Here is a 19,145-nt window from a genome sequence, read left to right as displayed (position 1 = left end):
ATTCGTTGCGAAATTGCAAATAAAATCTATACACGTATTTATTTATTTCAGTATTTCATAATGGAGCGATGATTGCGGTACATCGTAATATTAAAATGCGCTGGCGAGGAAAGTCCAGTTTTCGAAGCCGATGACATTACTCGGTGTTTCGGTTGGATTAGGACACAGACCAGGAAATTCCCTGAAATACAAAAAGGGAATTACAAGATTGTGGACCGTGATCTCGATAACGACGCATCACCAAATACCAGTTTCTGGTAGGCTCAGGCCGGATATCACATAGTCGGCAAATCCCGTTGCGGCTCCAACTGGATTTTGAATTGCGGAGATGGCGACCGGTCTGACGGGAATCGTATCAGCCGAGGGTATGTCCCCAACTCCGCATGCGAGTCGTTAAACTTGTTAAATGTCATTTTCAATACAAAGAAAGCGCTACCATTACAGACCAACACTTGAAGGCATAGTCAGCTGGGGCATATTCTGTAACAGCCCCCAAATGACCGGACAGGGTCTCCCACTTAACAAGTGTGAGGAGTAATGTCGTCGCTATGACCAGTCACAATCCGAAGATAGAAGTGCTTTCAGGACCAGAGCGTCGTCGCCGATGGACGACGGCAGAAAAGGTTGCCATCGTTCAGGAGACCTATGAAGCCGATGCGACGGTAACCATTGTCGTCCGGCGTCACGGCATCCAGCCGAACCAGTTGTTCACATGGCATAAGCTCGCTGTCCACGGTGCATTGGTTGCCACGGCTGCGGAAGAGGACGTGGTTCCGGCTTCCGAATACCGTGCATTGCAGAACCAGATCAGGGAATTGCAGCGCCTGCCAGGCAAGAAGACCATGGAAGGCGAAATCCTCAAAGACGCGCTTGATATCGCAACAGGGTCAAAAAAACACCTGTTGCGCTCGCTATCGTTGCCGAAGGACGTTTTGCGATGAGGGCGGTGTGTGAGGCTCTCGACGTGGCCCGATCCAATATCGCCCTCCAGCGCAAGACGCGTCCTGCCAGTAGGCGGGGGCGACCTGCACTCGACGACGGTGGCCTCGTCGCCGAGATCAAGGCGATTATCGCCTCGATGCCGACCTATGGCTATCGACGGGTTCATGCGGTGTTGCGAAGGAACCTCCGTGCTCAGGGCCGTTCTTGGCCGAACGTAAAACGCGTCTACCGGGTGATGAAGCTGCACGGCTTGCTTCTGCAGCGTCAGACTGGGGACATCGATAGCCGTCGTCACGATGGCAAGGTGTCCGTCGAGAGATCAAACCCTCGACGGTGCCCGGACGGCTTCGAGATTGGTTGCGACAACAAAGAGAAAGTCCGGGTGGCCTTTGCGCTGGATTGCTGTGACAGGGAAGCCATTGCCCATGTCGCGACCACCGAAGGGATTAAAAGAGAGGACGTCCAGGACCTAGTGATCACGGCGGTAGAAAACCGCTTCGGGCCCGTCAACGCCCTTCCAGAACCAATCGAATGGTTGACTGACGACGGCTCATGTTTTGTGGCCAGGGGCACCAAAACCCTGCTGCGCGACATCGGCCTGGAACCGCGCTCGACACCTGTTCGAAGTCCGCAATCCAACGGCATGGCCGAAGCCTTTGTGAAAACATTCAAGCGAGATTACGTCTCCGTCAATCCCGTGCCCGATGCGCAGACGGTCATCGACCAACTGCCGATCTGGTTTGAGCACTACAATTGCTTTCACCCGCATAAAGCTCCTCGCTACCGTTCGCCAAAAGAGTTCATAGCCGACAAGAAAAGCCGACCCTCATCATCTGGATTAATCTGATGGCAAGAACTGTGATATTGGGTCCTGAATACGATCAGCACCTACGGGCGACGATCATGGAAGTTATGCGACAGCTTGGTGCTTCCTTCGAAAGTCGCAATTGGTCCGTCGCTGGTTCGCAGGAAATTGAGACAGTTCAGGCGCGATTGGCCGGGCACGAAATCACCATAGAGGCAGAAACCTATATTGGCCTTTCCATCACGGGCGACGAGAACACGATCAGTGAAATCTTCGAGCGAGTGAGGCAAGCCACTCAATCTATGCCAACCTGATCCCGTCCGGTATTTTGGGGGCAATTACAGCCTTTACATTACATTGACGGTTTCTGGTATTGATCCGTCAGCATATTTCAAGCTTCCTCCTAACCGGGTCATCGAGATCGGCGAACAGGTTGCGATCCAGTCCGTGGCGATAGGTTATTTTGCCGATAGTGCTCCAAAGCCTCGCATCGCTCAATATGTTGACGTCCGCTTCTGGCGCACAGTCGACGTGACTTTGTCGCAAGTGATTCCGGCTTTCGGATGTGTACCCCGACGGCTTCTATGACTGGGGAGAAGGCGCGTAGCCGCTCGTCAGCTTTTTCAGATGTGGCCCTCCGCGCAGAAATGCATGGCACCGCTCTCGCGAGGCCATGCATTCTCGAATCTCAGTATGCTCCGCCAGGTTCAGCGTTTCCTCGATCTCCACATCAAACCATATTCTCGATCTTGGTATGCCGAGCAGGGTCTGGATTGCTCGAAAGTTGGCCGACACACATTGTAGATCATCGCTGGTCGCATCGAGGTCGAGAGAACCATCCGGGGCCTGTCGTTGCCGGGCACGACCTGCCAGGTGACTGATTGGCGTGCGAATCCGCGAGCAAAAGATAGACCGCGGTGACCGGCTTCACGGATCCTGAGCGCACCACCACGGCGTCTCCGGATTGGAGCAATTTAAGAACGGTCGAGTGGAACCATTTGGCGTGCTCCGCACTCTTATCTGTTGAGGAGCAGAAAATGGACAGCCGCATCAGACATTGCAGAGCCCTGGTTGCTGATGTCGATACGTTATATCGAGAAGCTGGCCCGCCCGACGCGCCGGTCGTCCTGTTGCCGCACGGCTATCCTTGCTCATCCTTTGAATTCAGAAACCTCATACCCAGATTGGCCGACGCATGGCGACTGATCGCACCGGATTTTCCGGGCTTCGGCTACAGTGGCAGCCCTGCGACCTTCTCCTGCACCTTTGACGGCTATGCCGCCTGGCTCAACACATTTGTCGAGGTGCTGGGTCTCGACCGCTTTGTGCTCTACCTGCACGACTTCGGCTCTCCCATTGGGGCCAGGCTTGCGATCATGAAGCCGGGTCGGATCGTCGGACAGATCATCCAGAACGGCGACATTCCCTATGAAGACGCGTTGGGGCCGAAATACGCCGACATCGAAAAGTTCTGGTCACTGCCTGCGGACCGTATGTATGCCGAATTTCGCAGCGCCGTCACCGAAGAGAACTTCCGCGAAGAGTTTCTAAATGACGTGCGGCCAGAGCTTTCCGCGATCATTCCCCCGGACCTCTGGCAATTGCATTGGAGTCTTATGACCGAAAGAAAAAAAGATATGGCGGCGGAGCTTCTTTCCGACCTGAAAGCAAACCGGGACTGGTTTCCGATCCACCGACGCTATCTTCAAACCTATCAGCCGCCGACTATCATCATCTGGGGGCCGCAGGATCACTACATGCCGGAACGGGCTGCCCGCGCCTACCTCCGCGATCTGCCGGATGCCGAGCTTCATTTGCTCGATGGAGGACACTGGCTGCTGGAGACAAACCTCGATGAAGTTGCTCCGCTGGTCAGGGCCTTTCTTAATCGCCTCTCCTGGTAACGCCAATAGAGCGCCACCATGGCTTCGAACGCCACGATGGAATTCCCGTACCAACTTAACCGCACCCGACATCCCGGAACGCGGGAAACTGATCGCATATCTTCGGGAACTTTGTTTGAGCGCTCTAGTTAGGTGCGCTTCAACAGAAAAGGAGAAGCGCGATGCCCCGCGGCGACAAGTCCTCCTATACGGACAAACAGAAGCGCAAGGCCGAGCATATCGAAGAAGGATATGAGGATCGCGGCGTCGGCAAGAAAGAGGCCGAGCGGCGTGCCTGGGCCACCGTGAACAAGGAAAGCGGTGGCGGCAAGAAATCCGGCTCCGGTCGCGGCCATGCCGAGAACCACGCCTCCTCCGAAAAGGGTGGCCGCAAAGGTGGCAAGGCCGCTGCTGCAAGACCAAGGGCAGAGCGATCAGCCTCTGCCAAAAAGGCCGCAGCAACCCGCAAACGCAACGAGCAGCACACCCAGCACTAGGCGAGCCGGCAGCAGGGATTTACCCCTTGGAAGGAGTTACCTTCATGAAAGTCCAGGAAGTCATGACACATGATGTGCGCATCGTGAATGCGGAAGAGACCATTCAGGAAGCAGCCCGCATCATGGCGGAAATCGATGCCGGTGTCGTGCCGGTCGGCAAGGAAGGAAGGTTGGTGGGAATGTTGACCGACCGCGATATCGCAATTCGCGCGGTTGCCGAAGGCAAGGGTCCGGACACCAAGGCGAGCGAGATCATGTCCAGGGAAGTGAAATACTGCTTCGATGACGAGGAGGTGGAACATGTCTGCGGCAATCTCGGCGACCAGCAAATCCGCCGTATTCCCGTACTCGATCGCAACAAGCAGCTAGTGGGAATCCTGTCCCTCGGCGATGTCGCCGTGGAGACCGATGGCACCGGCGTGGGCAAGGCGCTGGCAGCAATCTCCCGTCCCGGCGGAACCCACAGCCAGTCCGGCGTGCAGCCGCATTAAACCGACAGCCAGGGCCTGTTTTGACAGGCCCTTACCGATTGGATCACCGGCGAGGGCTGTATTCCTCTCCGGGGCAAGTCGCTGTGCGGCAACAGGAGTATCAGATGTACGACAATCACGGCACCGGTCATCGGGGGAAAACGCGCTCCGCCAGCCATCCCTATGCGGCTTTTGCCCTTAACATGGCCCTCAGCCTGGTGGTTATGTACCTCGTCATGTTCTCCATGATCGATGGCTGGAGCGACTTCCGGAACAATCTCAACATGCTCTATATGGCGCTGACAATGGTTGCGCCGATGGGCATCCTCATGCTCGCGACGATGGGCCGAATGTATCCGAACAAGCGGCTGAATCTTTTTCTCCATGCCGGTCTCGCTCTCCTCTTCGTAATGGCCTTCACCGCTACGCGTAGCCAGACCCTGATCGGCGACCGGCAATTCATTGCTTCGATGGTTCCCCATCATTCCGGCGCCATTCTCATGTGCCGGAAATCGGCGATCACCGACCCGGAACTGATGGCCCTCTGTTCGGAAATTTCCCGCGGCCAGCGGGTGGAAATCGAGCAAATGAATGCAATCGACGAGCGCCTTAGCGAGGAGATTGCCGACGCACGGAGATGATTTTTCCGCCATGTCTCTATCGCGCCGAACAGCACATTCTCGATATGGCTGTCGGTTATCACGGGCCCGCTTTTGGATGACTTTCTCCGCGCATCATCGTCCGCAGCGGCTCTCGCGCCATATTCTCCTCTATCTGCCGATGCCCCGGCGTATCGGGCAGCGCCTTCTTCAAATTCGCCGCATAGTCGTCCGGCATTTTCGGCGGCATCATCGGCTCGTATTTATCGACAATCGACTGGATGATAACAGGGCCATCCTCGGCGAACGCCGCGTCAAGAACCGGTTCTATCTCGTCAAATCCGGAAATCGTAAAACCCTTTCCGCCCATTGCATCGGCCGCCCTGGCAAAGTCTATGGGTGCGAGTTCGCAGGCGAATTGCGGATGGCCGAGGAACATCATCTGCTCCCATGCAATCTGATTCAGCATCCCATTGCAGATAACCAGAATCTTCAGAGGCAGCCGATGCCGGACGGCGGTGGAGAATTCGCCGAGTTGCATGGCAAGTCCGCCATCGCCCACAACCGCATATACGTTACGGCCGGAATAGGCCAGTCCGGCGGCAATGGCGTAGGGCAAGCCGGAGGCCATCGAAGCGAGCGCACCCGAAACGGCAAAGGCGTTGCTGGTTTTCAGGTCGATGTGACGCGCAGCCAGTTCCGTGTTCTGACCGGAATCGGTCACAAGCATTCCGTCTGCATCGATACGCCTGCCAAAGGCACGCACCACTGGCTGCGGTTTCAATTGTGTTGATTGCTCCGATGTCAGGGCGGCCATCTGTTCGCGCCAGGTGTGCATCCCTTTCCGCGCGGCTTCCAGAAAACTCCGGTCGCTCTTTTTCTCCAGCAGGGAATTCAACCGGTTCAGTATGTCACCTGCGTCACCCACCAGGCCACACTGCACGGGATGCCGAAGTCCGATGCGCTGCGGGTCAAGATCGATCTGAACCGCCTTGACGGTCTTGGGATCCGGATAAAATTCGATATAGGGAAATGTCGACCCCACGATAAGCAAGGTATCGCAATTTTTCATGATGTCCTGGGATGCGGCGGTTCCCAGAATGCCGATCCCCCCTGTGGTGAAGGGGTCGTCATCATCCATGATCGCCTTGCCCAGAAGCGCCTTCGCCACCGGCGCGCCAAGCAATTCGGCGGTTCGCTTCAATTCTTTCCGCGCCCCAAGGGCACCACGTCCGGCAAGTATAGCAATCCTGCTACCACGATTGAGCAAGGAGGCTGCCTCGTGGACGAGTTCTTCAGCGGGTTTCGGACGATATGAGAACCAGTCATTTGGAACATGCCTGGGCAGGTTACGGCGAGACCGTCGTTCGTCGGCTGGTTCTTCCTGCGTGTCGTTTGCTATGGAAAGATGCGCGACGCCACGCCGTGCGATTGCCGTGCGGCAGGCGAGGCTGGCGACATTCTCCATATGCGCAGCATCGCTGACGACGGTGTTATAAACGCTGACGTCCTCAAAAACGCGGGTCAGGTTGACGTCCTGCTGCGTGAAAGTCTCAATCAGGTCATGATATTGCATTCCGGTGATTGCGAGGACCGGAACCTGATCCAGCTTGGCGTCATAAAGACCGGTCAGGAGATTGGTGCCACCGGGACCGGACGTGGCAAGACAAACACCGAGCCTGCCAGTCCATTTGGCATAAGCTGTCGCCATGAAGGCAGCGGACTGTTCATGTCGGACCTGGACAAACCTTATCGCGTCCTGACGTTTGCGAAGCGCCTCCATGACACCATTGATGCCATCTCCCGGAAGGCCAAATATCGTGTCGACCTTCCAGTCGATCAATGTCTCTACCAGAACGTCTGCTGCGGTCTTCATGATCAATTCCTCAGTATTGTCAGGGAATAAAACAAGGAAATCCCCACGACGCGCGCAGGGATTTCCCAGTTTTTCCGTGTCAGGAATTCTTGTGGCTCTGCTGCCCCGCCTTCACATGTTGCTCATGTGTGCCACCGCGGGTTTTGTCCTTATTGCCGTTAGTGGGGGCCGATGCGGATTGCGAACGCTTGTCGCTGTCCTTGTGGCTCTGCTGGCCGGCCTTAACGTGCTGTTCGTGCGTACCACCCTGATTTGGCATGATATGTCACTCCTCATATTGGTGATTTGTCACTTGCGCGCCTTGCGGCTCGCCCTGGACGAACCATGCGGCGCCACGGGAGTTCCGAGATTTAATATTTCGTGAGGAGCGATTTTTACCGAACGGCTCCGAGCGGTTTCAAGCGACAAAGCCAACCCGCACGCGTCTATCGTGATTTGCCGAATTCCTTGCGAAGCTCATCCTTCGCGTCCTCCAGCACTTCCTTGCGTTTTCCGGGCAACGTCCGGCCAGCGCGGTTGATGTAGAAGACCAGCATCGACATCGCAGACCGGAAAGGACTGGTCTTGCGCCTGGAGGACTGTTCCGCTGAGGCTTTCAGCGAACGCGCGATCTGCGAGGGATCGTCTTTGGTAAACACCTCCTTCTCAAGATCGAGCGCATCGCTTTCCTCGGCCACTTTCTGCGACCATTTCTTTTTCTTTTTTGCCTTTTTCATCGTTCTTCTCCCGGCAAATCATTATTTTCGTTCGGGGTCATGGGTATGGTGACTGTCACGTTCGCCCCCTCCCCCGGAAACTCTGCTCTTTGAGCGCTTGCCATTGTCTGCTGCAGGTTTCTTGACCTCCAGGGGTGCCTTTGCGTTTTCATGCGAAGAGCCCGGCCCGCCCTGCCGGATGCTTGCCGGTGTTTTCGTCGAGGTGGACATCTATTCCTCCTGCCGTTGGTGGCGGATAAGCCGCTGCGCCTATTGGTCGTCGCGGGTTTTCATCGCATCGGAAACACGCTTCTTCCGCGGGTCTTTGAGGTTTTCGCCAACGGCGTCCCGGTCGTGCTCGGGATCATCCGTGGGTTTCATATAGCCTCGGGGCCGGCTTTCCTTGGGCCCTTCCCAGCGTGGCGATTGGTCGGTGGTGCCGGGAGCACCATCTCGTGGAGAATTATTGGGCATCGTAGCCTCCGGTTGGATTTTAACGCTCCCCAACCATTTTCCTGCGGCAATGTTCCACAAGGACCGGGAGGCAGAAGAAGGATTTTTTTTGAAACAATTTCTGTCTCCCCCGGTTAGGCGAGCCAGACATTCAATCCCAGGGAGCGTCCGATGACGGAAAAATCCGGAAAATCCGATCGCATCTCCAGAATTGCGTATGAGCAGCAGCAGGATTTTCCCAGAAGCTCGTCGCTGCAATTCCTGGAATGCGCGATTCATTTATGCGCGACGAATATGAGCATTTCCGAACTTGCGACGCGGCTTGAAAAACAGGCCCAATATCTGCGGCAGTTTGGCTGAGGAAACCGCTCTATGCGCCAGCGGCGGCCATGCCATTTCTTGGGAATATCGCAATGCCAAGATTTTTCTTCACCGTGATCAGCGGCAAAAATGTCCTTGATGACCTGGAAGGGAGCGACCTCCCGTCGCTGGATCGGGCAATCGAAGAGGCTCTCAAGGACGCACGCGCCCTGATGAGCGAAGCAATCCTGCAAGGGCGCGACATCTCCGAGGGATGCATCATTATCCGCAGCCGGCAACAGGAAGTGCTGAAGGTCGTCCGCTTCGCCGACGCGCTAGACAGAAAAGAGTGATGGCGCGGCAACATGCGTCTGCATACGCGCCATCAGCCTTTCATATTCTTTTTCCGGGACGCCGTAGGTCATGTTGGCAACGTCTTCCAATATGCTGCGGTTGATGATCCGGATGTTTCCGCGGCCGGGATGGATGGCATGGATGCCTTCGAGAACATGCAACTCGTTGGTGATGCCCGGCCGCCGCACCCCGAGAACCGTGGAGAGAAACTCATGGGTAATGGGCAAGTCATCCGTATCGAGCCGGTCATGACACATCAGCAGCCGGCGTGCGAGCCTTTCCCGCAGACTATATTGTCCATTTGCAAGCACAAGCTGACCGACCTGAAGCAGGCAGACATTGATATAGCCCAGCAACAGCGCACGCAGGCGTGCGTCTTCCTCCATTTCCCGTCGTATTTCAGCAGCCGGAATCAGGAAGCCACGGCCGCCCACGCCCATGATGGTTTCATCCGGCGTGGTTTCCGCGCCCAGCAGAACGGGCCAGCCGGTAATCCCCTCACGTCCGACCATCACGGTTTCAATGCTTTTGCCGCCATCATCATGAACAACGGTCGATGCAAGGCCGGTTTCGATGAAACAGAGATGTGAAATGGGCTTGCCAGCCGCAACGAGCTGGTGTCCCGCCGGCAAATCCACCGCCTCCATGCGCGACGCAAGGCGCGACAGCCCTTCCGTGCCGATGGTCTTCAATAAACGATTGTAGACAAGAAAACCTGATCCAAGCATAGCGGTTCGCCCGGCTCTTCCCTTTGCTCGAAAACATCAGCCCGGCAATCATATTAGCAGCGGAAAATCGCATGAAAACAGTGAGTACGTTTCCGTACCAATTCGCAGAAAGGATCGTCTCTGCGTCACAGAATGGCCGAAATTCCAAATTTAGGCCCATTTTTCAGGGAGCATCCTACATCGAAACCCGATCATTGGGTATGTCGTCCCGCACCGTCACGGAAATCGGGAATGATGATCATTCCAGCGGGAGCCACACCTTGGCCAGAAGCACGAATAGAAACCGACCGCCGCCTGCCTTCCAGCCCGACAGCGCTGGCGCACCTTCACTCCGCGCCTTGCACGCGGAAGCGGAAAGTTGCGAAAGATGTGACCTCTACAGGCACGCCACCCAACTGGTTTTTGGCGACGGCGACACAAGAGCGCGCGTGGTCCTTGTCGGCGAACAACCCGGCAATGAAGAAGACCTGAAAGGCCGGCCTTTCGTTGGCCCGGCCGGCCGTCTGCTCGATGAATGTCTGAAGGAGGCCGGTATAGATCGTTCGCAATGTTACGTGACCAATGCCGTAAAACATTTCAAATTCGAGCAACGTGGGAAACGACGACTACACGCCCGGCCAAACAGCGGTGAAGTGCAGCGCTGCGCCTGGTGGCTGGGAGCGGAACTGCGCCTTATCGATCCAGACCTTATCGTGGCGATGGGCGCCACGGCCTTTTATGCGCTGACGGGACGTACAAGCGGTGTGACGAAGGAACGCGGGCATGTCCTTTTGACGCCGCGCGGCACACGTCTTCTCGTCACCATCCATCCGTCTTACCTGCTGCGCCTTCGCGACCGGCAGGAGGCGGATCGACAGCAGCGCGCCTTCGTGTCCGACCTGCACAAAATAGGCGAAATCCTTGGCGAGGCGACCTAGCGAAACCGGCTTGCCGCATTCGCCCGCTGTCAGGAACAAGCTTTTCCCATCGCAGTTAGGTGCGACCGAACAGGGAGGCTCGAACATCATGGAAAAGAACATCGAATACCAGATCGTGGCACATGAAAACGGGTGGGGCGTTGTCGTCTCTGAGGTCATGAGAGCTGTTTACCCCAGCCGGCATCTGGCTTTGGCAGCCGCAAAGCTGCTGGAGAGCGATGTGGTCCCGACGCAAGAGCCGGAACGCTTTACCGCGACCACCTATCTGACCTTGACCGACGCCGCGACACCCAGCCTTTTGCGCAGTTCGCTCCAGGTAGTGGTGGCTGTGCCCTATCAGGTGGATATTCCCTTGCGGCGGAGAAGCGGAGAAGTCAGTTTTCCATCGTCAATCGGCGGCTTCAATCTGGCAGACGGCAAAGTATAACCGGATGGCGGCCGGCCTCACCTCATGCGGCGCGACCAGGGTGCATTTCCGTCAGAAAACAGGGCACGATCGCAACAGCCAGCGTGTAGATCATCATGGCTTTCCACGGCCGTTTTCGCCCGCAAAAATCGCCATCATCTGTACGACGGACCAGAATTTCGACTTGAGCCTTCGTGCAACGGTCGGTTCATATCCTGTTCGGGCCGATATTTTCCTCACGTCGCATCAATCATCTTTGCTTTCACCCGCATGGAATGTCCCTATCGGCGCCTCTTTGACAAATTCGGTGACAGGGCGGCTGAAATCGTCCCGTTCAGGCGTTATGGTGGGCAGACAGGCACACGCATGCCGGTGGCATGCGAGGAGTAAAGGATGCAGACTGTTAAACGCCTCACCATCGCAATCATCGGAATGACAGATACTGTTACATCCGAAATCAGAATGGCCTGGTTTCATGCCCAGATCGGCCTGGAGGGACCCTACTCAGCCAGCTTCATAGAGAGTGAGGGCACCCTCAAATTTGCCGCTGCGATTATCGACGTACGTTACGAGGCAGATGTCATGCTGCGCCTCACCGATCAACTGGACGGAGAGGCCATTCCCTATCTTTTTTTTGTGCCGGAGACGGTTATCGACAGCGAGCCGGGACCTTTTGTCCTCTCCGGACGTTCGGAAGACATCGAAAACATTGTTTCCGCTTTGATGGCGCAAGGAGGGGGCATCAGACATTAGAGCGAGGCTCATATTATGCCGGAACGACCCGAGGGCCATGGTGAAGTAAACATCCTGCTTTCTCTTCTGCCCGATGATATCCGGCATGAGGTTACGGGCGTCTGCAGCCCCCTCAAGCTGGCATTGGGCGATGTGCTGATATCCGCCGGTGCGCCCGTCGAGCGTGTTTTCTTCCTGTCATCCGGTATCGCCTCCGTCGTGGTGGTCACCAAATCGGGACGCAAAATCGAAGCGGGAATTGTCGGACGAGAGGGTTTTGTGCCAACGGGAGCGGTGGCTGGCGCGCAAACAAACCTGACTGAGATCGTTACGCAGGCTCCGGGCGAAGCGCTTTTCATGAGCATAAGGTCCTTTGACGCCCTTCTTGCACAACACCGGGTCTTTTCCGATATCCTGGTCTGCGCCCTGCACGTTTCAAGAACCCAGGTGGAATACACGGCCTCTTCCAATGCCACCCAGTCCGTAACGGAGCGGCTCGCCCGGTGGCTGCTGATGTGCCACGACCGGGTAGTAGGCAATCATCTGCCACTAACCCACGATTTTTTGTCCACCATGCTGGCAGTCAGGCGCGCAAGTGTGACGGATGCTCTCCACGTTCTCGAAAGCCACGGGTTCATTCGTTCCGAGAGGGGACGAATTACGATCAGGAACCGCGAGACGCTCGAGACCTATGCACACGATCTCTACGGCATGCCCGAGGAGGAGAACAATCGTATGATCGCCCGCTTTTGCAGGACGACCGGTCAGAAACCCCGCCTGGCGACCTGACCGCGTTCGGGAACGGCATGGTTCGCTGAGCCGGACGGCCCTTCCAATCACCGTTGGGTACGCTTCCGGACATTTACCTTTGGTCGTTTCCCTATAGTATGGATGCATCTTCCCTCACGCTATGAAACGCCGGACGCGTTTCAAGGAGGTGAAATGCACGCCAATCACGAGTACCAGAGTTCCGGAATTTTTCTGAACGACGACATCAACATCGTTAAGGCAGCCTACGAGAATGTTCTGTCTGCGGAACGAGATTATGCTTTATGCCGGGCAGACGTCGCCCGTTATGTCCTGAAAATGTATGATCGCGGCGTTGTCGATCCATTGAAACTTCAGCGGCTCGCAATTCTCTATTTTAGAACCAAATTGCTCGTCGGCTGATATCCGGTCTTGCGCGACGCAACTCGCCCTAATCTCAGGCTCGATTTCGTTAGGCGGGGAGGGTTTGCCGTCTCCCGGAAAAATCGGGCGCTTCGTGATGCCGGTAGACAGGTGATGTTGCATTCGGGTTTCCCGCCAGACGTTACCCGGTCGCAGCATGAGACCTGGTCGGCGGACCGGGAACAAACCTGCGCAAGCATGGTTCGGGTTGTACCACGGAAATCATGCCGGATGAGGTGCAACATGACCAGGAAAACACTCCCTATTCCCGAAGACAACCGAAGCCAGCAAGGTCCTGGCGACAATGATCGGCTGAGCACTGAAGATACTTCCTCCATCAGGGAGCAGAAGGTTTCGACCCAGACCGGCAGGCAGGCAAACATAAAGATAAACACGACCCATCAAGGTCACCAGCAGGACAGATAGCGCTCGGATAGGTTGTACCTCATTCCGCGCTCCTCGCAGTCACGGATCAACATGAATCCCGAAGACGCTGAATGTGGGTTCCTGCCGTTATAGCCACCATGTTTGCATTCATCAGAACCGATGCGTCGGCACTCTGCCGGAGGCAATGGCAAGGCCGGGAGTTGAGGTTCCCACACGAACTGCCGGTGATGAGCCTTCACCGGCACGGCAGCGTTGATGAGGGCGACACGGAGGCTATATCGCACGACTGCGATCGACGCGCACCACTCTCAATCCAGATTTCGTCGTAATGATGCCCTTGCCCTGTTGACGCGGCTTTTTATGGTGCCCACGCGGCAGCCACAAATGGCGGCGGCATCGGAATAACTCGTCCCTCCGGCCACCAGCAGCAGAGCTTTTTTCTGATCCTTGTCCAGATCGCGAATAGCCCGCATGACTTCCTGATGCTGCACCCGCCATTCCTGGCTGGCGGGCGTTGACATGGTTTGCTCTATACCGACAGGCAGACCGATACATTCACGTCTCGACACCTTGTAACGGGTGCAAAAAGTATTGCGCAAAATGGTGAAGAGCCATGATTTCAGCGCCGTGCCGGGGGTAAAACTATGGATGGAGCGAAGTCCCCGTAACATCGTCTCCTGAACGAGATCGTCCACATCCTCCTCATTTCTGACGAAGCGCCGTGCAAAAGCTGTCAAAGCCGGCGCTTGATCGGCAATACCGATACGCAACACCTCCAGTTGCGCATCACTCAATATGTTTCCGGAAACTCCACTCACAGCGTGCCTGGTCATTTTCCCATCCTTTCACAATGAGGAAATGCCTCGGCAGCCGCTTGGTTGCTGTACGACAGCGTACAATGGGTACGGGTGCGTTGATCCGGAAAACCTGAGCAGCGTGAACCCGGCTTGATGGTCAGGTATTTTCCGCGCCACCAGATTGTTGCCCCCCATGCCTCTGTTCGATCATTCGTTCCGCGTTTTTTCGCGTCTGTTCACGGTCCCGGCGGCTTTCTTCGCTATCGCCGGAACGGGCGTCGTCCGTACCGGGCTCCGGCTTTGTATCGTCCTCTGATCGGCTCATCGCTTCATCTCCGCTTGTGAGCACAGAATGATGGATCGCTCATCCGGCCCCCACCTTTCCAACCCCGGCGACCTGAAGAGGTTCCGGGCTGGCGGAGGCTCTGAGGGAACAGAGACGAAGGAAAAAGGTTAGGAAGGCATCACGGAGGATGTCATGAACAAGGACGACAAGCTCGAGCAGATCCACAAGGACAGCAAACCGCAATTCGCACGCGGTAAAAAAACCTCTGATAACAATGGTGTGGCAAGCGCGAAGCCAAGGGTTATCACCGGCTCCGACGATGCAACTGCCAACAAGCTGCCGCCCGGCGTCAAGAAACCCGAGAAGGACTGGGATATCAACTACGACGAACGGGAAACGAACGAGAGCGATTTCCGGGAGTAGTGCTGTCGCAAACGACGATCTTCACCGGGCCAGATCCTCGACAACAAGTTCGATGGACTGTGGCTCGGCACCCTCCTTTGTCTGCACGGTCAAGACGCTGCCGGTGTTTAGCACGCCTTCCAGAACCGTACGCTCGCCCACAACGATCTTGACCATCTTGGGGGTCGAAGCCTCGATATTCAGGCTGTTGCTGGTTTCGTGATCAATGGCTTCTGTCACGGCTGGAACCTCCGGTTCGTGTGAATAGGCGGCCTAACTTCGGTCGGACAAGCTTGTTCCCTCTCTTCGGTGACAACACCCAACCGGCTGCTTTCGTTGACCGCCCGGAGCAGTTCCGGTGCTAGGACCTCATGAACCGCGGAGCGGATTGCGGAGGAAGCCCGGCAAGAAGGGTTGCCGTATCGCATACCTGCAACTGCGTCGAAAAACGACGCGAGAGCAGCGTCAACGCTGCATCGTGCGTCGCATCCCTTCCGCTGCAAAGCGCATCCTCGACCAGAATAACGTAAAAACCCTGGTCTATCGCCCCAAGAACGGTGGCCAGAACGCAGACATCTGTTTCCCCACCGGTAATCACCAGGGTTGAAACCTGTTCCCGCCGCAGGATTTCGCCAAGGCCCCCATACTGCCACGGGGAATAGACGCTTTTACGAAAGATACGGGCGGGCGGGATGTAGCGCGACAGCTCCGGCACAACACCAATCAGTTCCGGGGCGAGCGACTGCTGCGTCATCATCGGCCATTTTTCATAATAGGCCCTCCAGGCGCCGGGGGCTTCGCCGACAGTTTTCGGCGGCACGAAGCAGGTGAAGACGCACCGGGCGGGATCGCCTTGAACCACAGCCTCCACCTGCTCGCTGATGCGGTCCATCCATTCGACATGCCATGGTGTATCCTCGGCGAAGAGACGCTGCATGTCGACGCACAGGTGTCGCCAGTCTCCCTCGGATGAAAACTCGATCATTCCTCTCCCCCTATCCGCCGGTCTTACTGTGAGGGGCGGCAACGGGCTTCGATTCCGGCGATCCGCGGAAGCGCAGGAAGATGGAGAGAACGACGAGAACGGCGGTCGAAAGAAATTCCGATTGCCAGTTCTGAAAGGATTCGAACCAGAACTCCACACTTCCCAGATGCGCAAACAGCGTTGTTGCAGGCTCGCCATGCATGGCGGCTTCCAGTGCCGCCGCGTCCGCACTGTATCTCAGATGCAGGACAAAACTCGCGAGAAAGAGGAAAAACAGCGCCAGCCCCAGGGAGTAGGAATAAATGGCGCGGATAAATCCCCCCGCTTTCACCGGCCAGGGCACCTCGGGGTCACTTTCTTTTTGCGCAGGATCTTCGTCCTGCGGCGCCGTTTCGTCGGGATTCTTGGATTCTGACGAGCCTCGTTGAAAAAGAAACGCGGTCAGCATGACATAAGCCGACATCTGGAGAAACTCACTCTCCCAGTTTTCGAACAGGGCGGACAGAAAATGGCCGCTCTTCACGTAAGACAAAAGCGTGAGCGGCATGGCCTGATGCTGTGCGAGTTCATCGTTGTGGACGACCCAACCCGTCGCAAGCATGCCCCCAATGGTGAGCAGGGAAGTCAGGACAAGGACAATCGTCAATCCATTGTCGCGAAACAGCCTCATGGTTCAGCCTCGCATGAAAGAGACAACTGCAAAAACGGAAGTGCCGCCGGTTTCGGCGGCACTTCTGCGTGGCGGCGGATCACGCCGCTTTGGATTTGGCCTTGACGTTAGCACTTGCCTCGGCAAGCGAGGAGAGAGCTGTATCCGTTGCGCTTTCTTCGCCAAGCGTCTGTTCGAACAGTCTGGCCGCTTCCTTCATGCCCAGTTCGACTGCCCAGGTCTTCAAAGTACCGTAACGGGTGATCTCATAGTGTTCCACGGCCTGGGCCGAAGAAATAAGCCCGGCATCGAGCGCGGCTGAGCCCTTGAACTCCTCCATGATCTCCTCACCTTCCGAGATGATGCCCTGGATCGCCTCGCAGGTCTTGCCGCGTGCCGGCTTGCCAAGCAGTTCAAAGACATTCTGCAAACGCTCCACATGGACCTCGGTCTCGTCCCTGTGCTTTTCGAATGCCGCCTTCAGATCCGCTGACTGCGCAGCCCGCGCCATCTTGGGGAGCGCCTTCAGAATCTGACGTTCAGCGAAATAAATATCCTTCACCGTATCGAGGAAAAGGTCTTCCAATGTCTTCTCAGCCATTTCAGTCTCCTGTTGCTTGGGTGGTGAGTGGGAACAGATGTTTCTTCATAGCCCGTTGACGGGAACGGAGGCCCTGCCGAGTTTGAGCGACGGCTCGCGCGCCCAGACCCGTAGCTTGCCGAGCTCTGACACGAAGGCCGCAAGTCCGCCTTCGCCCGGCAATGGGAGAACGCCCTCATCCATGGCATCAGCAATTCCAGCGATTTCCAGTAACGGCAGCGCCGACTGGTCGTAGCCGATAAATTTGCAATGCTGGAACGCGTCGGCGACGAAATCCCGGGCAGTTGCCTCCTTGATCAGCTCATCGATGGCCGCCGCCGATGTCAGCAGCGCAACAGCATCGAAAAGCACCGAAGGACCGCCGTCGATCATGTGGTGGGCCTCGATGAAGGCGCCGTCCGACGCCGTGAGACCGCCAACCTTGGGGGCGATGAACTCAAAGACGGCTTTTTCGGCGATCACAGCCTGGGTAAGACCCTTTAGCAACTTTGCATCCACACCGTCGGTGATGAGAATGCCGAGCTTGCGGCCTTCGAACCGCTTGGGACCCCGTTGAACAATGCTGAGCGCCGGCGAGGGCTCCAGATCCTGACGGGTCGGTACGGAGGTATCCGCTGGTTCCGGCATGGTCTGAAAGCCGAGCTTCTGTGCCACCGTCGCCGCAAGCGTTTCGTCGACATTGAAAAGATGCGAAACCACTCTCTCACGAATGGCCACCGTTTCGACCTTGCTGAGTTCGAACGTCAGGGCCGACGCGATATGACGTTGCTCGGGTGGCGTCTGGCTGATGTAGAATTGCCGCGCCTGGCTGTAGTGATCGGCAAAACTTTCCGGTCGCAGCCTTGCCTTGGCACCCTGCTCCTCAGCCGCGAAATGCTGGAAACCACGCATTGGCGATTCCCGTGGCCCCTCCCCGAAGGAATTCGGCTGATAATTGGCCCGTCCTGTCGGATTGCGCATCGCCATATGGCCGTCCTGCTGGAAATGCGCGAAAGGACACTTCGGCGCGTTAATGGGCAGATGCGTGAAATTCGGTCCGCCAAGACGCTTCAACTGCGTATCGAGATAGGAAAAATTCCTGCCCTGCAGCAGCGGATCGTTGCTGAAATCGATACCCGGCGGCACGTTCTGTGTCATAAACGCCACCTGCTCGGTTTCGGCAAAGAAATTCTCCGGCATGCGATCGAGAACCAGCCGGCCGACAGGCTTCGGTGCCAATATCTCCTCGGGGATGATCTTGGTGGGGTCGAGGACGTCGAAGTCGAAACTGTCGGCGAAATCCTGGTCGAAAAGCTGCACCTGCAATTCCCATTCCGGGAAATTGCCCGACTGGATTGCGGTCCAGAGGTCGCGCCGGTGGAAATCGGGATCGGCACCATTGATCTTGACCGCCTCGTTCCACGCCACCGACTGCAACCCAAGCTTCGGCTTCCAGTGAAACTTCACGAAGGTCGATTGCTCCTTCGCATTGATAAGGCGGAAGGTATGCACCCCAAAACCCTCCATGAACCGGAAGGAGCGCGGAATGGTCCTGTCGGACATGATCCACATCACCATGTTCATGCTTTCGGGCGTGAGGCTGATGAAATCCCAGAAGGTGTCATGCGCCGTTTGCGCCTGCGGAAAGGCGCGATCGGGCTCCTGCTTGGCGGCATGGATGAGATCCGGAAACTTGATGGCATCCTGAATGAAGAAGACAGGGATGTTGTTGCCGACGAGATCCCAGTTACCCTCTTTGGTATAAAGCTTTACGGCGAAACCGCGCACATCCCGTGCAAGGTCGGCCGAGCCCTTGTTGCCGGCAACGGTCGAGAACCGCACGAAGGCCGGGGTCCTTTCGCCCGCCCGTTGAAACAGATCAGCCCTGGTGTGAGCCGCAAGGGATTCATAGGTCTCGAAATAACCGTGCGCCCCATAACCGCGGGCGTGAACCACGCGCTCGGGAATTCTCTCGTGATCAAAATGGAAAATCTTCTCACGGAAATGAAAATCATCCACAACGAGGGGCCCACGAGGACCAATCCGAAGTGAATTCTGGTCATCCGCGACCGGCCCGCCCTGGGCGGTCGTCAAGACAGGATCGTCGCCCTCCGCGGTCTGATGCAATTCTCCGCCCGTGCCCCGGTGAAGCTTTTGATCGTGGATCGTCGCAGCCGTTGCCTTGCGGGCGAACGAGGTGGACTGTGGTGGTTTGCTGGCCATATCAGCTCC

26 protein-coding genes are annotated in these 19,145 nt (G+C 56.6%); 14 read left to right on the top strand and 12 right to left on the bottom strand.

The features are described 5' to 3' along the window. Positions 1-548 precede the first annotated feature (548 nt). From O3S81_RS20880 to O3S81_RS20855, 6 genes are all read left to right on the top strand, one after another. A protein-coding gene (locus O3S81_RS20880) for an IS3 family transposase (RefSeq protein WP_269346282.1) occupies positions 549-1,789 on the top strand; the annotation gives its coding sequence in 2 pieces (ribosomal slippage) (positions 549-878 and positions 881-1,789; 1,239 coding nt in all). Then, entirely contained in the window at positions 1,789-2,061 is a 273-nt protein-coding gene (locus O3S81_RS20875; RefSeq protein ID WP_269346281.1) for a hypothetical protein, read from the top strand. Before O3S81_RS20880 ends, O3S81_RS20875 begins: the two co-directional genes overlap by 1 nt. Positions 2,062-2,784: 723 nt before the next feature. Beyond that, positions 2,785-3,651, top strand: coding sequence for an alpha/beta fold hydrolase (locus O3S81_RS20870; RefSeq protein WP_269346279.1), 867 nt, complete (start codon positions 2,785-2,787; stop codon positions 3,649-3,651). Positions 3,652-3,812: 161 nt separating this feature from the next. Continuing rightward, positions 3,813-4,127: a plasmid stabilization protein gene (locus tag O3S81_RS20865; protein WP_269346277.1), complete on the top strand. Its 315-nt coding sequence runs from the start codon at positions 3,813-3,815 to the stop codon at positions 4,125-4,127. 44 nt (positions 4,128-4,171) lie between these two features. Beyond that, on the top strand, positions 4,172-4,618 hold the full coding sequence (locus O3S81_RS20860; RefSeq protein WP_269346276.1) for a CBS domain-containing protein: 447 nt from the start codon (positions 4,172-4,174) through the stop codon (positions 4,616-4,618). Positions 4,619-4,722: 104 nt separating this feature from the next. Then, positions 4,723-5,238, top strand: a complete 516-nt coding sequence (locus tag O3S81_RS20855) for a DUF305 domain-containing protein (protein ID WP_269346274.1) — start codon at positions 4,723-4,725, stop codon at positions 5,236-5,238. A 58-nt stretch (positions 5,239-5,296) separates the two neighbouring features. On the opposite strand, the gene O3S81_RS20850 is transcribed toward O3S81_RS20855, so the two are convergent. From O3S81_RS20850 to O3S81_RS20830, 5 genes are all read right to left on the bottom strand, one after another. Continuing rightward, positions 5,297-7,072, bottom strand: coding sequence for a thiamine pyrophosphate-binding protein (locus tag O3S81_RS20850; protein WP_269346272.1), 1,776 nt, complete (start codon positions 7,070-7,072; stop codon positions 5,297-5,299). A gap of 79 nt (positions 7,073-7,151) precedes the next feature. Next, entirely contained in the window at positions 7,152-7,331 is a 180-nt protein-coding gene (locus O3S81_RS20845) for a hypothetical protein (protein ID WP_269346270.1), read from the bottom strand. 166 nt (positions 7,332-7,497) lie between these two features. Continuing rightward, on the bottom strand, positions 7,498-7,788 hold the full coding sequence (locus O3S81_RS20840; RefSeq protein ID WP_269346268.1) for a DUF3175 domain-containing protein: 291 nt from the start codon (positions 7,786-7,788) through the stop codon (positions 7,498-7,500). A gap of 21 nt (positions 7,789-7,809) precedes the next feature. Then, positions 7,810-7,998 (bottom strand): hypothetical protein, encoded by a 189-nt coding sequence (locus O3S81_RS20835; protein ID WP_269346266.1) that lies wholly within the window; start codon positions 7,996-7,998, stop codon positions 7,810-7,812. A gap of 39 nt (positions 7,999-8,037) precedes the next feature. Beyond that, positions 8,038-8,241 (bottom strand): hypothetical protein, encoded by a 204-nt coding sequence (locus tag O3S81_RS20830; protein ID WP_269346264.1) that lies wholly within the window; start codon positions 8,239-8,241, stop codon positions 8,038-8,040. Between the two features lie 150 nt (positions 8,242-8,391). On the opposite strand from O3S81_RS20830, the gene O3S81_RS20825 reads away from it, so the two are divergent. Then, a complete protein-coding gene (locus O3S81_RS20825) occupies positions 8,392-8,580 on the top strand; it encodes a hypothetical protein (RefSeq protein ID WP_269346263.1) in 189 nt (62 codons plus the stop codon). A 53-nt stretch (positions 8,581-8,633) separates the two neighbouring features. Next, positions 8,634-8,873 carry a DUF6894 family protein gene (locus O3S81_RS20820; protein WP_269346261.1) on the top strand — a complete coding sequence of 80 codons (240 nt, stop codon included), beginning with the start codon at positions 8,634-8,636 and terminating at the stop codon, positions 8,871-8,873. Here the strand turns inward: O3S81_RS20820 and O3S81_RS20815 are convergent. Further along, the gene (locus O3S81_RS20815) at positions 8,856-9,602 is read right to left on the bottom strand and encodes a Crp/Fnr family transcriptional regulator (protein WP_269346258.1); all 747 of its coding nucleotides are present in this window, start codon (positions 9,600-9,602) and stop codon (positions 8,856-8,858) included. The two genes, O3S81_RS20820 and O3S81_RS20815, sit on opposite strands and share 18 nt — an antisense overlap. Positions 9,603-9,862: 260 nt before the next feature. On the opposite strand from O3S81_RS20815, the gene O3S81_RS20810 reads away from it, so the two are divergent. From O3S81_RS20810 to O3S81_RS20790, 5 genes are all read left to right on the top strand, one after another. Continuing rightward, positions 9,863-10,519 carry a UdgX family uracil-DNA binding protein gene (locus O3S81_RS20810; protein ID WP_269346256.1) on the top strand — a complete coding sequence of 219 codons (657 nt, stop codon included), beginning with the start codon at positions 9,863-9,865 and terminating at the stop codon, positions 10,517-10,519. Between the two features lie 88 nt (positions 10,520-10,607). Next, positions 10,608-10,946, top strand: a complete 339-nt coding sequence (locus O3S81_RS20805; RefSeq protein WP_269346254.1) for a hypothetical protein — start codon at positions 10,608-10,610, stop codon at positions 10,944-10,946. Between the two features lie 372 nt (positions 10,947-11,318). Continuing rightward, entirely contained in the window at positions 11,319-11,678 is a 360-nt protein-coding gene (locus tag O3S81_RS20800) for a hypothetical protein (protein WP_269346252.1), read from the top strand. Between the two features lie 15 nt (positions 11,679-11,693). Beyond that, positions 11,694-12,446 (top strand): Crp/Fnr family transcriptional regulator, encoded by a 753-nt coding sequence (locus O3S81_RS20795; RefSeq protein ID WP_269346250.1) that lies wholly within the window; start codon positions 11,694-11,696, stop codon positions 12,444-12,446. 153 nt (positions 12,447-12,599) lie between these two features. Continuing rightward, on the top strand, positions 12,600-12,827 hold the full coding sequence (locus O3S81_RS20790; RefSeq protein ID WP_269346249.1) for a hypothetical protein: 228 nt from the start codon (positions 12,600-12,602) through the stop codon (positions 12,825-12,827). 695 nt (positions 12,828-13,522) lie between these two features. On the opposite strand, the gene O3S81_RS20785 is transcribed toward O3S81_RS20790, so the two are convergent. Next, positions 13,523-14,047 (bottom strand): sigma-70 family RNA polymerase sigma factor, encoded by a 525-nt coding sequence (locus O3S81_RS20785; protein WP_269346247.1) that lies wholly within the window; start codon positions 14,045-14,047, stop codon positions 13,523-13,525. 442 nt (positions 14,048-14,489) lie between these two features. Here O3S81_RS20785 and O3S81_RS20780 point away from each other — a divergent pair, with 442 nt between their 5' ends. Then, positions 14,490-14,720 (top strand): hypothetical protein, encoded by a 231-nt coding sequence (locus O3S81_RS20780; RefSeq protein ID WP_269346246.1) that lies wholly within the window; start codon positions 14,490-14,492, stop codon positions 14,718-14,720. 21 nt (positions 14,721-14,741) lie between these two features. Here O3S81_RS20780 and O3S81_RS20775 read toward each other — a convergent pair whose 3' ends face one another. The 5 genes from O3S81_RS20775 to catE all read right to left on the bottom strand — a co-directional run bounded on the left by O3S81_RS20775 (position 14,742) and on the right by catE (position 19,136). Beyond that, positions 14,742-14,939, bottom strand: coding sequence for a hypothetical protein (locus O3S81_RS20775; RefSeq protein WP_269346244.1), 198 nt, complete (start codon positions 14,937-14,939; stop codon positions 14,742-14,744). 121 nt (positions 14,940-15,060) lie between these two features. Further along, the gene (locus tag O3S81_RS20770) at positions 15,061-15,684 is read right to left on the bottom strand and encodes a cysteine hydrolase family protein (RefSeq protein ID WP_269346242.1); all 624 of its coding nucleotides are present in this window, start codon (positions 15,682-15,684) and stop codon (positions 15,061-15,063) included. A 10-nt stretch (positions 15,685-15,694) separates the two neighbouring features. Continuing rightward, positions 15,695-16,354 carry a DUF6766 family protein gene (locus O3S81_RS20765; RefSeq protein ID WP_269346240.1) on the bottom strand — a complete coding sequence of 220 codons (660 nt, stop codon included), beginning with the start codon at positions 16,352-16,354 and terminating at the stop codon, positions 15,695-15,697. A 79-nt stretch (positions 16,355-16,433) separates the two neighbouring features. After that, positions 16,434-16,934 carry a YciE/YciF ferroxidase family protein gene (locus O3S81_RS20760; protein WP_269346238.1) on the bottom strand — a complete coding sequence of 167 codons (501 nt, stop codon included), beginning with the start codon at positions 16,932-16,934 and terminating at the stop codon, positions 16,434-16,436. 45 nt (positions 16,935-16,979) lie between these two features. Continuing rightward, positions 16,980-19,136, bottom strand: coding sequence for a catalase C (gene catE / locus O3S81_RS20755; RefSeq protein WP_269346236.1), 2,157 nt, complete (start codon positions 19,134-19,136; stop codon positions 16,980-16,982). Between the last annotated feature and the right edge of the window lie 9 nt (positions 19,137-19,145).

Source organism: Agrobacterium sp. SOY23 (genome assembly GCF_027212525.1).
Lineage (GTDB): Bacteria > Pseudomonadota > Alphaproteobacteria > Rhizobiales > Rhizobiaceae > Agrobacterium > Agrobacterium tumefaciens_I.
This window is presented reverse-complemented; position numbering and strand designations above follow the sequence as displayed.